Below are 15364 nucleotides of genomic sequence, written 5' to 3'. Positions count from 1 at the left end.
TGAAAGGCTCTAGGCTGGTGCTCGTGATTTGAGCGCCAGCTGCTTCTCAGCTTCCGCCACCACCTTCGCCGGCGTTAGGTGCTCCCCCGATGCGGCCAGCAGCGTTGAGGCATACTGCCCGCGCGGGCCGGTCAAACCCGGCTCGGTCGCAAGGAACACCGCGACCGTCGGCAGGCCAAAGGCGCTGGCGAGGTGGGTCAGACCGGTGTCGGCGCCGATAACCAGCGTCGAGCGGCCAAGGATCGCGGCAATGTCTGCCAGCGGCGATCTCGGCACCACGATCGTTGACGGCACGGCTTTCGCGATTGCCTCGGCGACCGCCTTCTCACGCTCGTTCGACCAGGTGGTGACCGGCGTCATTCCGCTACCAACCAGCAGGCGAGCCGTTTCGATCCAGTCTTCGGCGGGCCATTTCTTGTCCTCGCGGCTGGTGCCGTGCAGCAGGAAGGCCGTCTTGCCGTCAATGCCGGCCAGGCCGCCGGGAGGCGGCACAATCCCGGATGCGAGCGCCGAAAGATCGGGCTCGTAGCCCAGCGCCAGCCCGAACAGCCGGCGCGTGCGTTCGATGGCGTGCAGGTTGCGCGGCACGGCGTATTTGCGCTGGTAAAACAACGTTGCCGAGGGCTCCCGCGCGCTTGCGCGGTCGAAACCTGCGATTGGTGCCGCTGCCTGTTTCGCCACCAGGGCCGATTTCAGCAGCCCCTGCGCATCGATGACGAGGTCGTACTCGCCTGCTTGCAGAGCGCGGCGCAAGCTTGTCGCCTCCCGCCATGTGCCGGCGTTGAACAGATGCTTGCGCCAGCGCCGGATGGCGACGGTATGGATCTTTGCTATCGCCGGATGCAGCGCGACGATGCCGGCAAAGGCCTCTTCGACGCACCAGTCGAAGGCGATATCGGGGCGCTTGCGGCGTGCATCTTCGACGGCGGGGAAGGTGTGGATGACGTCGCCCATCGAGGAGGTCTTGACGATCAACACCTTCATGCGGCGGCCGGGAGTTCCAGCAACCTGTCCGCCGCCGCTGCCACTCGGGCAACGTCCAGCGTCTTCAGGCAGTTGAGGTGGCCGAGCGGGCAGATCTTCCGGTGGCAGGGCGAACAGGACAGATGCAACCAGATCAGTTCGCGCTGTTCAGCCAACGGCGGCGTGTTTTCCGGCGAGGTCGAACCGTAGACGGCAACGACCGGCGTGCCGACGGCGGCCGCGACATGCATCAGCCCGCTGTCGTTGGACACCGCCAGCCTGGCCGCGGCGATCAGGTCGATGGCGTCCTCCAGTCGCGTCTTTCCTGCCAGATCGACGACACCGGGCGCGAGTGCTGCGATCTCGGCGGTGACGTCGCGATCGTTCTTCGAGCCGAACAACGCGACCTCGAATCCTTTCGCCATCATCTCTCCGGCGAGGCCGGCATAGCTTTCGCTAGGCCAGCGTTTGGCCGGACCGAATTCGGCGCCGGGCATCATGGCGACGAATTTTCCCGGCTGCACTGCGAAGCGAGCGAGCAGCTCTTTCTGATTGCCGGCGTCGACGGTGAGCCGCGGCGGCCGGAAATGTCCGCCTTGGGCGAGGCCAAAATAGGCCTGCGCAGTGCGCCGTTTGAGGGCATCGGGCAGCGGCACGATGTCGGTCAGCAGGCCGTAGCGCATTTCCCGGAGATTGCCGAAGCGGCGGGGGATGCGGGCAAAGAACGGGATCAGCGCCGATTTCCAGCTGCCCGGCAGGACGTAGGCCATGTCGTAGCGGCCGCGCAGCAGGCGGCCGAAGCGGCGGCGAATGATGAATTCGAGCGCACCGGGTTGCAGCGGGAAATCGATCTGCTGGCGAATCTCGGGCATGCGCTTGACCAGCGGGGCCGCCCAGGCCGGGGCAAGCACGTCGATGGCGGCGTTGGGATGGAGCTCCTTCAACGCCGAAAACAGGCACTGCGCCATGACCATATCGCCCACCCAGCGTGGGCCGATCACGAGGATCGTTGGGCTTTCAGCCATTCGACATAGTCTCTGACGCCGGTTTCCACGCTGCGGAATTGCCCATTATAGCCGGCTGCGCGCAAGCGGGACATATCAGCCTGGGTAAAACTCTGATAGCTGCCCTTGAGGTGATCGGGGAATTCGATGAACTCGATCTCGCCCTTGCCCAGCGTATCGATCACGGTCTCGGCAATGGCGCGGAACGGCTGGGCGCGGCCGGTGCCGCAGTTGAAGATGCCGCTCGAGCCGCGCTTCCACAGCCACAGATTGACGTCGGCGACATCGCCGACATGAATGAAGTCGCGGCTCTGTTCGCCAGGCCCGAAGCCGTCATGGGCGCCGAACAGCTTTGGGTTTTCGCCGCGCCCGACCTGATTGAACAGATGGAAGGCGACCGAGGCCATGGCGCCCTTGTGCGCCTCGCGCGGGCCATAGACGTTGAAGTAGCGCAGGCCGGCGACCTGCGAATGATCGGTGTCGAACACAGTGCGCCTGACATAGTCGTCGAATAGTTTCTTCGAATAGGCGTAGACGTTGAGCGGCCGCTCAAGTGCGGGGTCCTCGCGAAACTCCGAACCGCCGCCGTAGACGGAAGCCGAGGAGGCATAGAGGAACGGTATGCGCAGCGAAAGACAGCCATGCAGCAAGCGCTTTGAGAAGGCGTAGTTCACGTCCATCATGAACTTGCCGTTCCATTCCGTGGTGGTCGAGCAGGCGCCCTGGTGGAAGACGGCCTCGACGCGGCCTAGGTCGCCGGCTTCCAAGGTGGCCAAGAATTCGTCCTTGTCGAGATAGTCGGCTATCTGCAAATCGGCCAGGTTGGCGATCTTGTGGCCGTCGGTGAGGTCGTCGACGACGAGGATGTCATCATGGCCTTCGGCATTGAGTGCGGCGACGATGTTGGAGCCGATCATGCCGGCCCCGCCCGTGACGATGATCATGAATGCCTCTGGTTGCTTGCGATTCCGGTCCTTATAAGGGAGGCCAAGCGTACTGTCGATGAAGCACCACGACGCCACAGTGAGACCGCGAAGCGGCCGCTTTATTCGAGGCCCGCAAGCTAGGGGACAAAAAATGCCGTCGACCGAACTGCTCATTGCGTTTTTCGCCACCACGGCGATCTTTGCCTATATTCCAGGACCGGCGATGCTCTATGCCGCCGCGCAGACCATGGCGCGCGGGCGCTGGTCGGGGCTGACGGCGGCACTTGGCATCCATCTTGGCGGTTATTTCCATGTCTTTGCGGCTGCCGCCGGGCTGTCGGTGCTCTTCCATGCGGTGCCGCCGCTCTACATGGCGGTCAAGCTCATCGGCGCGCTCTATCTGATCTGGCTTGGCGTGTCCTTGTTCCGCAAGCGCGGGGACGGTGACACGGCGCTGCCGGCGATCGAGCGCAAATCGGCGCGCCGGGCATTTTTCGAGAGCATCACCGTCGAAGTGCTCAATCCGAAGACGGCGATCTTCTTCATGGCGTTCCTGCCACAGTTCATCGATGCCTCGGCGGGTTTCCCGGTGTGGCTGCAATTCGTCGTGCTGGGCACCATCGTCAATTTAATGTTCTCTTCGGCAGATATTGTCTGCGTGTTGCTGGCAGGCATGGTGATCGCCCGGCTGAAGCGCTCCAGCCGTGCGCAGCGCATCATGCAGCGGGCGGGCGGGGCGGTGCTGGTCGGACTGGGCGTCCACGTCGCGTTGCAGAAGAGCTGACGGCCGCCCTGACGTTGCGCTGCGCGGATTTGCGGTATATCGGCTTCGCCATGAACGATCCGGCCCGTAAATTGACAATTTTCAGCGTGATTGAGGTCGGCCTTTCCCTCGCATTGCCAGTGACATGATCAAGCACAATCCGCCTTCGCCCGAACCTTTGCACCGCGCCATTGCCCGCTTTGGCGACGTTGCCGTGCTGGTGGTCGGCGACTTCATCCTCGACCGTTTCGTCAACGGCGTCATCGAGCGCATCTCGCCGGAAGCGCCGATCCCGGTGCTGCACGGGCGCGGCGAGACCTCGACGATGGGCGGCGCAGGCAACGTTGTCGCCAACATCGTCTCGCTGGGTGCCAGCGCTATTCCCATATCGGTGATCGGCACCGATGTGGCCGGCGACAATCTGGTGCGCATGCTGCGCGAACTCGGCGCCGATACGGCTGATATGGCGCAGGAGCGCGGTCGCATGACGTCGTCGAAGAGCCGCTTCAGCGCGCTCAATCAGCAGGTGCTGCGCTTCGATGAGGAAGAGATCAAGCCGCTCGACGACAAGGAACGGGCGGACCTGGTCCGGCATTTTCGCGCCGCACTCACGCGCGCCGACATCGTCATTCTGTCCGACTATGGCAAGGGCATCTTGCTCGACGGCGTCGCCGCCGACCTGATCGCCATCTGCCGCGAGGCGGGAAAACCGGTGCTGGTCGATCCCAAGGGCCGCGACTATGCGCGCTATGCCGGCGCGACCGCCATCACGCCCAACCGCAAGGAGCTTGGCGAAGCTGTCGGTCGCCCGGTTTTCGCCGACGACGAGATCGTCGCGGCGGCACGCCAGCTGATTTCGGCACATGGCTTCGACTTCGTCGTCGCCACCCGCAGCGAAAAGGGCATGAGCGTCGTCGGCGCGGATGAGGCGCGCCACATCGCCACCCAGGCGCGCGAAGTGTTCGACGTTTCGGGCGCCGGCGATACGGTAATCGCGAGCTTCGCGCTGGCTCTGGCCGCGGGCGCCGATCGCGTCATGGCCGCCTCCATCGCCAATGCCGCCGGCGGTGTGGTGGTGGGCAAACGCGGCACCGCGCGGCTGACCGTGGAGGAACTCACCGGCGCGCTGTTCCGCTCGCACGGCCCCACCGCCCATAAGGACGCCATCCTCGATGCCGCATCGGCCGCGCGCATGGTGGCGGCGTGGAAGGACGAGGGCCTGAGCGTCGGCTTCACCAATGGCTGCTTCGATATATTGCATGCCGGCCATGTCAGTCTTCTCCACGCGGCGCGCAGCCAGTGCGACCGGCTGGTGCTCGGCCTCAACAGCGATGCCTCGGTGCGTCGGCTGAAAGGCGCAGGGCGCCCGGTCAACGATCAGCATGATCGTGCCTGCGTGCTCGCCGCCCTGGCCTCGGTCGATGCGGTCGTGGTGTTCGAAGAGGATACGCCGCTGGCGCTGATCGAGGCGCTTCTGCCCGACATTCTGGTCAAGGGCGCCGACTACACGGTCGAAACCGTTGTCGGCGCCGATGTGGTGCAGAAGGCGGGCGGGCGCGTCGTCCTGGTCGACCTTGTCGCCGGCAAGAGCACCACCGGCACGATCGGCAAATTGCGCGCCGGCGGCGGTACCAACTGAGGGATTTCATGTCCGGACTGAATGACTATCTGGTCCGCTCGGCGGCCGCGATCACCGCGACAGTCGAGCGTGACCTGACCGCCGAGATGGAACGTGCTGTGAGTGCGGTCGTCGCCGCGCTTTCCTCGGGCAAGGCGCTGCTGGTCTGCGGCAATGGCGGCTCGGCCAGCGACGCCATCCACATTGCCACCGAACTGGTCGGCCGCTTCCTTAAGGAGCGCAAGGCCTACAATGTGATTGCGCTGCCGGCCAACGCGGGCATGCTGACCGCCTGGGGCAATGACTATGGCTTCGACACCGTGTTTTCGCGCCAGGTCGAGGCGCATGGCGCGCCCGGCGGCGTGCTGCTTGCCATCTCGACCAGCGGCAATTCGCCGAGCATTCTGGCTGCCGCCGAACAGGCTCGGATGATGGGCATGACGGTGGTCAGCCTCACCGGCGACAGCGGTGGCAAACTCAAGCCGCTCACCGACATACTGCTCAACGTGCCCTCGACCTCGACGCCGATCATCCAGCAGGGACATCTCTGCCTCTACCACTATCTCTGCGAGGTGGTGGAAGACCGTCTGTCGAATGGCTGACACCGGGGCCTACGGTCCATACCCGCTGGCTGAGCCCGGCCTGTGGGTTGAGCGGGTGGGTTCGCGGGTGTTTCCAGCCAACGCGCCGGCGCTGTTCCTCGACCGCGACGGCACCATCAATGTCGACACCGGCTATCCCGACGATCCAGCCAAAATGGCGCTGCGCGACGGCATCGTGCCGGTCATCGCGGCGGCCAACCGGGGCAACATCCCGGTGGTCATCGTCACCAACCAGTCCGGCATCGCGCGCGGCTATTTCGGCTGGAAGGAATTTGCCGCGGTCAACGGCCGGGTTCTCAAGCTGCTTGCCGCCGGCGATGCCTTCGTCGACATGGTTCTGGCCTGCGCCTACCACGAGGCGGGCAGCGGGCCACTGGCGGTCGCCGACCATCCAATGCGCAAGCCCAATCCGGGCATGCTGCTACAGTCCCGGCAGCGCCTCGGCCTCGATCTCAAACGCTCGCTGATCGTCGGCGACAATCCCGCGGATATGCAGGCCGGACAACGTGCCGGCCTGCCGCGCGGCTGGCTGGTGGATGGCGAGGGAAGTAATGAGCCGGGCTTCGAGGTTCTGCCGCTGCGCAACCCCGATGATCTGGAAGGGCTTTTGAGGGCTGTCGAGTCGCTCGGATCGAGACTGATTTAGCTTTCCGGATCTGTTGCGACGCAATCTCAATGGGTTAGCTTGAGCGTTTCACCGTTTCGCAGAAACGGCGAGCCGATCCATTTCTTTGCTTTGACGCTATTCCCCAGGAAAGCACCACGCTCTTTTGCGGAAAAACTGCAGAGATCAGACATCATTCAAGCAAGAAATTTGCAGATGTCATTCCATCGAAGAACGAGGGGAATTCATTGAAGAAAGCAATCTCTGTTGCCGTTGTCTTATCGGCATTGGTTGTGCTGTCAGCCATAGGGTATGTCTGGCAAAAACACGGCGTGTATGGGCTCAATGCACTTCTTCGCCGCGGCGGAAGCTACTGGATCGCCGTTGCACCCGACGATGCGCGTCTCTCGCCTGCCATGCAGCTTGCGTTGAAATCGGAAATTCCTGATGTGACCGCTGGAGCCAGCTCATGGAATGAAACCGAGCCTGGATTCCAGGTCAGAGAAATCCCCGTCATGGCGGGCGACCGTGAAATTGACCGGCTCTATCTCAACCGTTTCGATCCAGCCAAATTCCGTTTCGTTGCCCGTAACGAGCCCAGTGGTGCCAAGGACATCGACCAGTGGGAAGCGGCACTCAATCCACAAGGCACAGGCGGCACCGTTCTGATCGTCAATGGCAGTTATTTCGGACTGAAGGGCGAAGCCGACACGCCCTTTGTCAGCATGGGTGCGAGGCTCGGGCCGGATGAATACGATGCGAAGGCCGGCGCCTGGTTCGTGAATGCCTCCGGCACGCATGTGGTCGATCTCAATTCACGTGACTGGCGCGCAGTCACGGAGAATGCCGAAAACGCTATGGTTTCCTATCCATTGCTTGTCGGTGAGGACGGCCGCAACAATGTACGCGCCAAGAGCAACTGGTTGGCCAACCGCACCTTTATCGCGGAAGATCGTCAGGGCTGGATCATCGTCGGTTCGACCAAGGACGCTTTCTTCTCGCTGGACCGGCTAGCAAACTTCCTGTTGCAGACCGACCTCGATCTCAAGACGGCGCTAAACCTCGATGGCGGGCCTGTTGCCTGCCTCAGCGTCCGCTCCGGGAACTACCGGTTGAAACACTATGCCAAGTGGGAAGCCCAGGTCGCAGATGGCGACGTCTCACTGCTTCAAGCACCGCTAGATGTGCCCTGGGGATTGCCTGTTGTTCTCACGGTGGAGCGCAGGTAGCAGATCCTGCCCTTGGCAGGGTGGGTCAAAGTACTCCCGATTCCGTAGCTGAAACCGGATGGCATATTCAACCTTGGCCGCTCATGTTCACGCAATCTGACCCGGAATACCCTACGATTTCGGCGCCAGAATTCGCTTTCTGGCTCATATTCGTCGTCAACATAATTGTGATCGGCGCGGCGTTCTCACGTCAAAAAACATTTTCCGTCTCAAATGGTTGCCGCATGTCATCACATTCGTCTGGCTTGCTTGCTCACCTATTTTGCTGGCCTTTTTAGCTTTGCCGGAGATGTCCCCTGGTGAGAGCCCCGGCCCTGGGGACGGCTTCATTCTTTTGCCAGTTGTCGGAGAGGTAGCAGTGTGTCTGTTGGGGTATGTCTTGGTCGGCGTCGCACATGCTTTTTCGAAGTTAATCTCGCTTATCAGGCGCTGAACGCCACCAGCCCTTCGTCCTTGACGCGGCGGATGGTCAGCGCGGTGCGCACCGTGTCGACATTCGGCGCCGAAGCCAGTTCTTCGATGACGAAGGTCTGGAAGGTGCCGAGATCACTCGCCACGCAATGCAGCAGGAAGTCGGATTCGCCCGAGACCATCCAGGCGTCGCGCACGATCGGCCAGCCGCGAGTGCGCTCGGCGAAGGTTTTGAGTTCCGCGTCGGCCTGGTGATGCAGGCCGATCAGGCAGAAGGCGACGACATCCATGCCGAGCGCCGGCGCGTTGAGCAAAGCGCGATAGCCTTTGATGATGCCGGTTTCCTCCAGCCGCCGGACACGGCGCAGGCAGGGCGGCGCGGAAATGCCGACGCGGCTCGACAGTTCGACATTGGTCATGCGCCCGTCGGCCTGAAGCTCGCGCAGAATCTTCCAATCGATGGCGTCGAGGTCGGCTTTCAGGGGCATGGCGGTCTCTGCTTAGCGCAAGAATCTTTCGCGATCTCGTCATTAAACGACTTTTGTGGCGATGCCAGCCCTTGGTCGGGCGATTTTGCGACCGTAACGGAAGCGGCCATTGCGCGAATAAGCCTGTGGGCCGAAGCTTTCCGGGGACGACGGCCTGATCGTCTTGCTGGTGTGGTTGGCAACCCTTACATTACCAGCACCGTTTCACGTCTTTTTCCAAGGCACACTCGATTGTCCGCCCCGCAGAGGCTTTAGATGACCACCAAGCACGCGCCTGTCCTTATCATCGGTTCCGGCCCGGCCGGCTATACGGCGGCGGTCTACGCCGCGCGCGCCATGCTGAAGCCGATGCTCGTCGCCGGCCTGCAGCAGGGCGGCCAGCTGATGATCACCACCGATGTCGAAAACTATCCGGGCTTCGCCGATCCGATCCAGGGCCCGTGGCTGATGGAGCAGATGCTGAAGCAGGCCGAGCATGTCGGCACTGACATCGTCAACGACATCATCACCGAGGTCGACCTCAATGTGCGGCCGTTCCGCGCCACGGGCGATTCCGGCACCACCTACACGGCCGATGCGCTGATCATCGCCACCGGTGCGCAGGCGAAGTGGCTGGGCATCCCCACCGAACAAACCTTCATGGGCTTCGGCGTGTCGGCCTGCGCCACCTGCGATGGTTTTTTCTATCGCGGCAAGGATGTCGCTGTCATCGGCGGCGGCAATTCGGCGGTGGAGGAGGCGCTCTATCTCTCCAATCTGGCGAAGAGCGTGACCGTCATCCACCGGCGCAACGATTTCCGCGCCGAGCGCATCCTGCGTGAGCGGCTGTTGAAAAAGGACAATGTCCGAGTCATCTGGGACACGATCGTCGACGAGATCACCGGCCGGCCCGGCAAGACGCCGCTGCCGCCTTCGGTCGAAGGGCTGAAGCTCAGAAATGCGATGACCGGCGAGGTCAGCCATCTCCAGGTGGACGGCGTGTTCGTGGCGATCGGCCATGCGCCGGCGGTGGAATTGTTTGTCGGCAAGCTGAAGCAGAAGCCGAACGGCTATCTGTGGACGGCGCCGAATTCGACCCGCACCGATGTGCCCGGCGTGTTCGCCGCCGGTGACGTGACCGACGATATCTACCGTCAGGCGGTGACCGCCGCCGGGCTCGGCTGCATGGCCGCGCTCGAGGCGGAAAAATACCTGGCCGGCATCGAGGTGCACCGCGAAGCGGCGGAATAAAATCTATCAAGACGGCGTCGCAAGCCGTTCAAAAGCCTGATTTTTCATTCAGACGCCAAAAACAGAACGAGGGGAACTCAATGGCGTTGGACTGGGACAAGCTTCGCGTGTTTCACGCAGCGGCGGAGGCTGGGTCGTTTACCCATGCCGCCGAGACTTTGCACCTGTCGCAATCGGCGATTTCACGCCAGGTCAGCGCGCTCGAACATGATGTCGGGGTGCCGCTGTTCAATCGCCATGCCCGCGGCCTGGTGCTGACCGAGCAGGGCGAAATGCTGTTCCGCACGGCGCATGACGTGCTGATGAAGCTGGAGACCATCAAGTCGAAGCTGACCGAGGCCAAGGACCGTCCCTCAGGCGTGCTGAGGGTAACGACCACGGTCGGGCTCGGCGCCGGCTGGCTGACCGAGCGGGTGCAGGAATTCATCGAGCTCTATCCGGAAATCAGCCTGCAGCTGATCCTGGCCAATGAGGAACTCGACCTCACCATGCGCCAGGCCGACTGCGCGATACGGCTGCGCCAGCCGCAGCAGCCCGACCTTATCCAGCGCCGCCTGTTCACCGTGCATTTCCACCTCTATGCCTCGCCGTCCTATGTCGGCAAGCACGGCAAGCCGACCTCGGTCGCCGATCTGAAGAACCATCGCATCGTCACTTTCGGTGTGCCGGTGCCGTCGCATCTGTCGGAGCTGAACTGGCTGGAAACGATCGGCGATTTCGACGGTGGGCAAAGGGTGCCGACGCTGCAGATCAACGACATCTTGTCGATCAAGCGCGCCGTGCAGGGCGGCGCCGGCATCGCCATGCTGCCCGACTACGTGATCTCCAAGGAATCGGATCTGGTGCAGCTTTTGCCGGAGACCGAGGTGCCGTCCTTCGACACCTATTTCGCCTATCCCGATGCAATGAAGAACCAGGCCAAGCTGCACGTCTTCCGCGACTTCATCATCGCCAAAGCGCGCAGCTGGTCATTTTAAACATGCCCTTGGGAGGTGCTGGTCACCCCCGCCAAGGCGTCAGCCGTGGCAGCCAGCCGGGAACATTGCGGCGGTAGGTCTCGTATTCGCCACCGTAGCGGCGGGCGAGAGTCGGCTCCTCATAGAACCTGACGAAAGAGCCCATGACGATCGCGCCGATGGCGGCATAGGCAGCGACGCTCCAGCTTGAAAACAGCAACGCCTGGCCGAGGATGATCGACAGCACGGCGACGTACATCGGGTTGCGGACATGGCGGTAGACGCCGCCGATCACCAGTCTCTCGGTGGGTGCTACAGGCGCCGGCGTGCCCATGCCTTCGAGCGCGAAGCGGGCAAAGGAATGGACGAGCAGGGCGATGGCCGCGACGATTAGGATGGAGCCAGCCGGCACGAAGCCGGGCACCGTCGACAGCGGCAGACGGTAGCGGTCCGTCAGCAGCCAGGGCACCAGCCCGGCCACGACACAAGGTGCGGCGATGAAGAAGACCGCGCTGCCGGCGATCGCCTGGGGTGTCCGCATGTCAGGTCTCCCTTCTTCCGGCCGACCCTTCCCATCCCGCTGCCGCAAAAATAAACGCCTGCTGCCCGATTCAACGTCATTCGGCTTTTTGCCCGCGAGCGCGAGAATCAGCCCGACTTGCGGTTCTGCGAAGGCAACCGCACGGTCGCGCCATTCATTTGGCAACTTTTCGTGGTCCTATGGCCCCTAGACATGGGTTAGACCACAGCCTGTACCTTTTTGCATGCGTGTGTTGCAAAATAGATGCTTGTTTCTTGGGCATGAACAGCACATATATAGATCATCTCCTGGGCGCGTTCTCCTCCCATTAGCGCCCTCGAGTGTTCCCCTCTGGAGGTTAGCCTTAACAGGCACTTCCAATCAAACTCAGCCGGATCTTCATTGATCCGGCTTTTTTGTTTCCGGGCCTGCCGTAGCCAGCGAAAAATCGAGCAAAATCGCCGCGTAACAGTGACATGTAACCTCAGGTAACATGCCGCAGGCGCGATTCATCGTTTAAGCAGATCATAGGACGCGGTGTGGTTCGACCGGGAGATGGGGGCATCACTCGGAAGATCCGGGCTCAGGCGGCTACCGCGTCCGAACCTATTCGTCTGTCAGTGCCGCATGGCGCGGCGGATACGTGCGGCGGACCTGCCGTTTTCCTCCCAAGAAGACGGTCCGCAATAAGAGCGGCGTCCGGGTCATCCGGGCGCCGTTTTTTGTGCGGATCATCCTTCGGCCTGTCAGGCAGCCTTGCCGTTGGCGTTCATCGCCTCGTCGGCCAACCGACCGGTCAGCTCGGCCATGTGATCGAAGGCGCAACGATAGCTGGCGACGCCGGAGGTCGCCGAGCGCAGTTCGATGATCAGGTCGCCGATCTCGGCCTGCGGCATGGTCGCCTCCACGACATCCCATCCCGGCCAGTCAGGCCGCGCGTCGTAGCCAAGGATCTGGCCGCGCCGTTGCGGGATCAGCGCGATGATCTTCGAAGTGGCTTCGGACGGCGTGACGATCTCGACCTTCATGACCGGCTCGAGCAGCACCGGCGAGCAGGCCGCCATGCCTTCCTTCATGGCCAGCTTGGCCGCCATCTGGAAAGCCATGTCGGAGGAATCGACGGCGTGGTAGGAGCCGTCGGAGAGGTTGACGGCGACATCGACGACAGGGAAGCCGAGCGGGCCGGATTTCAGATAATCGCGCACGCCGGTTTCGACCGACTGGATGTAGGTCTTGGGCACGACGCCGCCGGTGATGGTGTCCGAGAACTGAAAGCCGGAGCCGCGCGGCAGCGGCTTGATCTCGATCACCACATCGCCGAACTGGCCATGGCCGCCGGACTGCTTCTTGTGGCGGCCGCGCTGCTGCACCGTCTTTCGGATCGTCTCGCGATAGGGGACGGCAGGCGCATGGCCTTCGACCGGAATCTGATTCTTGCCTTCCAGCCGCTCGCGCACGACCCGCAGATGCATCTCGCCATGGCCGGACAGCACGGTCTCGGCCGAGTCCTGGTTGTGGCGCAAGGTGAGCGAGGGATCTTCCTCGGCCAGGCGCTGGATGGCCGCCGACATTTTGACCTCGTCCTTGCGCTCCTTCGGCCGTAGCGCAAAGGCAAAGACCGGCTGCGGCGGCGTAAGCGTGACCAGCGGCTTGATACCGCCCTTCGTGGAACTCAACGTCTGGCCGGTCTTGACCTCGTCCAGCTTGCCCAACGCCACCGTGTCGCCGGCCTTGGCAGCGGTGAGCTTGGACTGGTCCTTGCCGAGCATCTTGTAGATGCCGGAGACCTTCGCCGTCTCGCCANGCCTTGGCAGCGGTGAGCTTGGACTGGTCCTTGCCGAGCATCTTGTAGATGCCGGAGACCTTCGCCGTCTCGCCATTCGACAAATAGAGTTCGGCTGCATCGGCGATCTGGCCGGAGAGTACGCGCGACACGGACAGCTTGCCGCCATGCGCGGTGTGGATGGTCTTCATCACCTGGACCACGGTGTGATTGCCGTCGGGGACGCCGAGCCGTTTGCGCGTCGCCTCGACATCCGGTGCGTCATGGCGGATCGCCTTCAAAAGGCGCAGCACGCCGTTGCCTTTTTCGGCGGTGCCGATAAGCACCGGCGTTATGGCGCCGGCGCGCAGGTCGGCGGACAGATCGTCGAAGACCGCGTCTTTCGGCGGCTCGATCTCCTCCAGCAACTGCTCCATCAACTGGTCGTCATGGTCGGCAAGCGTCTCCAGCATGGAGAAGCGAGCCTCCAGTTCGCGCGCCTTGTCGTCAGTTGGAATTTCGGCAACCTGGCTTTCGGCATATTCGCGGTAGATGTAGGCGCGCTCTAGCGCCAGGTCGATGGAACCGATCACCACATTGTCCTTGCGCAGCGGAATCTGGCGCAGCAACAGCGGCGCCGCGCTCGTCGGCTGCAGCATCTTCAGCGTATCGCGTACGCCGGCGATTGCCTTGTCGACCTTGTTGAGGAACAGGATGCGCGGCACGCCGAGATCGTCGAGCTTGCGCATGATGAGCTGCAAGGCTGGGATCTTCTTCTCGTCGGCCTCGGCGACGACCACCGCGAGATCGCAGGCTGCCAGCACCGGCTCGGCCTCGAAGGAGAATTCGATCGATCCGGGACAGTCGACGAAGGTGATCTGCTCGCCCATGAATTCGGTGGTGGCAAAGGTCGCCTCGACGCTCATGGCGTGCGCCCGCGCCTCGGGCGAATGATCGGAAACGGTGCTTCCCGATGAAACGGGATTTTGGCGGGGGATGGCGCCCGTACGGGCGAGGATGGCTTCGAGAAGTGTCGTCTTACCGCTTGCAAAGGGACCGACTATGGCAATGCATTTCGGTCCCGTGCGTCGTCCTCCGGCGCGAGTACCCATGGCTGACCTCCACTCAGGCTTGGCCCTTGGAGTGCGATCAGCAAAAGTGGAAACGGTTTTGCGCCGATCGCACCCTGTCGTGAGCGGCGGCCGGCCTGTTCGACCGTCGCGGGGCGGGGTTGTTTCTCTTAGCCACCTGCCCAAGCCCATCGTCCCACGGGTTAGCCGGCAGGGCAAGGAAAATAGGAATCCGGTGCGCCGTCAGGCGGCCGAGGCAAGACCCCGGGATCAGAACCGTCCGGCGATTTCAGCTTGCCTGGGTGCGGCGCGTGGGCGTGGCGGCTGCACTCTGCTTCACCACCATCTCGGCGTAGCGCGACAGCAACGGGTTGAACAGGTCTGGGCGTTCCCAGAACGGTGCATGGCCGGCGCCTGATATGACATGGCATTGTTCCCACAGCAAGCCATAGGCCACCGTCTCGAAGTAACTCAGCCGCACCAGCGGATCATGCTCTCCATTGATCACCGCAACCGGGAACGGGGCGTGCTCGACCACCTGTTTCTGGTCGGCGCCCTTGCCGGCAAACATGCTGCGCGCCACGCCGGCGCGAAGCCTGCCGTCGGTGCGCCTTATGGCTTCGCGGAAAGACGGACTGGCGGTATCGCCGAAGCAAAGCGCCTCGAAGCGCTCGATGTCGCGTTCGGAGTAGACCTTCTTGGAGGCCAGCAGCATGTCCCAGTTGGCGTGAAAGCCGCGCAGCATGCCAAGCGGCCCCCGCGACACCGGCGGCGCTCCGGTCAGCACCAGGCCGCTGACCGCATGGTGAAAGCTGGCCAGTTCGACCGCCACATGGCCGCCGAGCGACCAGCCGAAGATGATGGCGTGGCCGATGCCCAAAGCGTCGAGAAGCCGGGCTGTGGTCTGGGCAAGGCCGGTAATCGTATAGGCGGTCGCCGGGTCGCGGGCATCGGAGGACTCGCCGTGGCCGGGAAGGTCGAAGGCGATCAGCCGATGGCCGTCGGCAAGCGGGCTATCGAACTGACGGGCAAACACGGCGCGCGAACTGCCCGACCCATGGATCATGACGATGGGCATGCCGGACCCAGACGACTGGCTGAGGCGCAAGTCGGCCTGCGGCGTGCGGATGGTGCGGTGAGTGATGCTCATGCTGGATTAGACCTTGAGATTTGCCTGACCGCCAACATCGCATCGCTGGCTCTATATGTTCTTTAAAC

General features: G+C 62.9%; 13 protein-coding genes and 1 pseudogene. 7 read left to right on the top strand and 7 right to left on the bottom strand.

Annotated elements, in window-relative coordinates; all coding sequences use genetic code 11:
• Nucleotides 1-9: 9 nt before the first annotated feature.
• Genes waaC through rfaD form a run of 3 tightly spaced genes read right to left on the bottom strand, consistent with a single transcriptional unit; the run spans nucleotide 10 to nucleotide 2911 of the window.
• A complete protein-coding gene (waaC, locus tag X727_RS162695) occupies nucleotides 10-984 on the bottom strand; it encodes a lipopolysaccharide heptosyltransferase I (RefSeq protein ID WP_023833504.1) in 975 nt (324 codons plus the stop codon).
• Nucleotides 981-1988 (bottom strand): lipopolysaccharide heptosyltransferase II, encoded by a 1008-nt coding sequence (gene waaF, locus X727_RS162700; RefSeq protein WP_023833503.1) that lies wholly within the window; start codon nucleotides 1986-1988, stop codon nucleotides 981-983. Before waaF ends, waaC begins: the two co-directional genes overlap by 4 nt.
• Nucleotides 1961-2911: an ADP-glyceromanno-heptose 6-epimerase gene (gene rfaD / locus X727_RS162705; protein WP_023691545.1), complete on the bottom strand. Its 951-nt coding sequence runs from the start codon at nucleotides 2909-2911 to the stop codon at nucleotides 1961-1963. Before rfaD ends, waaF begins: the two co-directional genes overlap by 28 nt.
• A 133-nt stretch (nucleotides 2912-3044) precedes the next feature.
• On the opposite strand from rfaD, the gene X727_RS162710 reads away from it, so the two are divergent.
• The 5 genes from X727_RS162710 to X727_RS162730 all read left to right on the top strand — a co-directional run bounded on the left by X727_RS162710 (nucleotide 3045) and on the right by X727_RS162730 (nucleotide 7709).
• Complete coding sequence (locus X727_RS162710) at nucleotides 3045-3677, top strand: LysE family translocator (RefSeq protein WP_023671977.1); 633 nt, start codon at nucleotides 3045-3047, stop codon at nucleotides 3675-3677.
• 124 nt (nucleotides 3678-3801) lie between these two features.
• The gene (rfaE1, locus tag X727_RS162715) at nucleotides 3802-5295 is read left to right on the top strand and encodes a D-glycero-beta-D-manno-heptose-7-phosphate kinase (RefSeq protein ID WP_023671976.1); all 1494 of its coding nucleotides are present in this window, start codon (nucleotides 3802-3804) and stop codon (nucleotides 5293-5295) included.
• A gap of 8 nt (nucleotides 5296-5303) precedes the next feature.
• The gene (locus X727_RS162720) at nucleotides 5304-5876 is read left to right on the top strand and encodes an SIS domain-containing protein (RefSeq protein ID WP_023671975.1); all 573 of its coding nucleotides are present in this window, start codon (nucleotides 5304-5306) and stop codon (nucleotides 5874-5876) included.
• Nucleotides 5869-6522, top strand: a complete 654-nt coding sequence (locus X727_RS162725) for an HAD family hydrolase (RefSeq protein WP_023833502.1) — start codon at nucleotides 5869-5871, stop codon at nucleotides 6520-6522. Before X727_RS162720 ends, X727_RS162725 begins: the two co-directional genes overlap by 8 nt.
• A 206-nt stretch (nucleotides 6523-6728) precedes the next feature.
• On the top strand, nucleotides 6729-7709 hold the full coding sequence (locus X727_RS162730; protein WP_245261277.1) for a phosphodiester glycosidase family protein: 981 nt from the start codon (nucleotides 6729-6731) through the stop codon (nucleotides 7707-7709).
• A 422-nt stretch (nucleotides 7710-8131) separates the two neighbouring features.
• Here X727_RS162730 and X727_RS162735 read toward each other — a convergent pair whose 3' ends face one another.
• Complete coding sequence (locus X727_RS162735) at nucleotides 8132-8608, bottom strand: Lrp/AsnC family transcriptional regulator (protein ID WP_023671972.1); 477 nt, start codon at nucleotides 8606-8608, stop codon at nucleotides 8132-8134.
• A 255-nt stretch (nucleotides 8609-8863) separates the two neighbouring features.
• Between X727_RS162735 and trxB the strand changes: the two genes are divergently transcribed.
• Both trxB and X727_RS162745 read left to right on the top strand, forming a co-directional pair.
• A complete protein-coding gene (gene trxB, locus X727_RS162740) occupies nucleotides 8864-9838 on the top strand; it encodes a thioredoxin-disulfide reductase (RefSeq protein WP_023671971.1) in 975 nt (324 codons plus the stop codon).
• A gap of 80 nt (nucleotides 9839-9918) precedes the next feature.
• A complete protein-coding gene (locus tag X727_RS162745) occupies nucleotides 9919-10815 on the top strand; it encodes a LysR family transcriptional regulator (protein ID WP_023671970.1) in 897 nt (298 codons plus the stop codon).
• Nucleotides 10816-10837: 22 nt separating this feature from the next.
• On the opposite strand, the gene X727_RS162750 is transcribed toward X727_RS162745, so the two are convergent.
• From X727_RS162750 to X727_RS162755, 3 genes and pseudogenes are all read right to left on the bottom strand, one after another.
• The gene (locus tag X727_RS162750; RefSeq protein ID WP_023671969.1) at nucleotides 10838-11335 is read right to left on the bottom strand and encodes an isoprenylcysteine carboxylmethyltransferase family protein; all 498 of its coding nucleotides are present in this window, start codon (nucleotides 11333-11335) and stop codon (nucleotides 10838-10840) included.
• Between the two features lie 725 nt (nucleotides 11336-12060).
• Nucleotides 12061-14188 (bottom strand): annotated as a pseudogene (locus X727_RS1000000165470) (elongation factor G).
• Between the two features lie 247 nt (nucleotides 14189-14435).
• Nucleotides 14436-15296: an alpha/beta hydrolase gene (locus X727_RS162755; RefSeq protein ID WP_023671967.1), complete on the bottom strand. Its 861-nt coding sequence runs from the start codon at nucleotides 15294-15296 to the stop codon at nucleotides 14436-14438.
• Nucleotides 15297-15364: the final 68 nt, after the last annotated feature.

This window comes from Mesorhizobium sp. L103C105A0 (assembly GCF_000502215.1).
In the GTDB taxonomy this organism is placed as follows: Bacteria; Pseudomonadota; Alphaproteobacteria; order Rhizobiales; family Rhizobiaceae; genus Mesorhizobium.
This window is presented reverse-complemented; position numbering and strand designations above follow the sequence as displayed.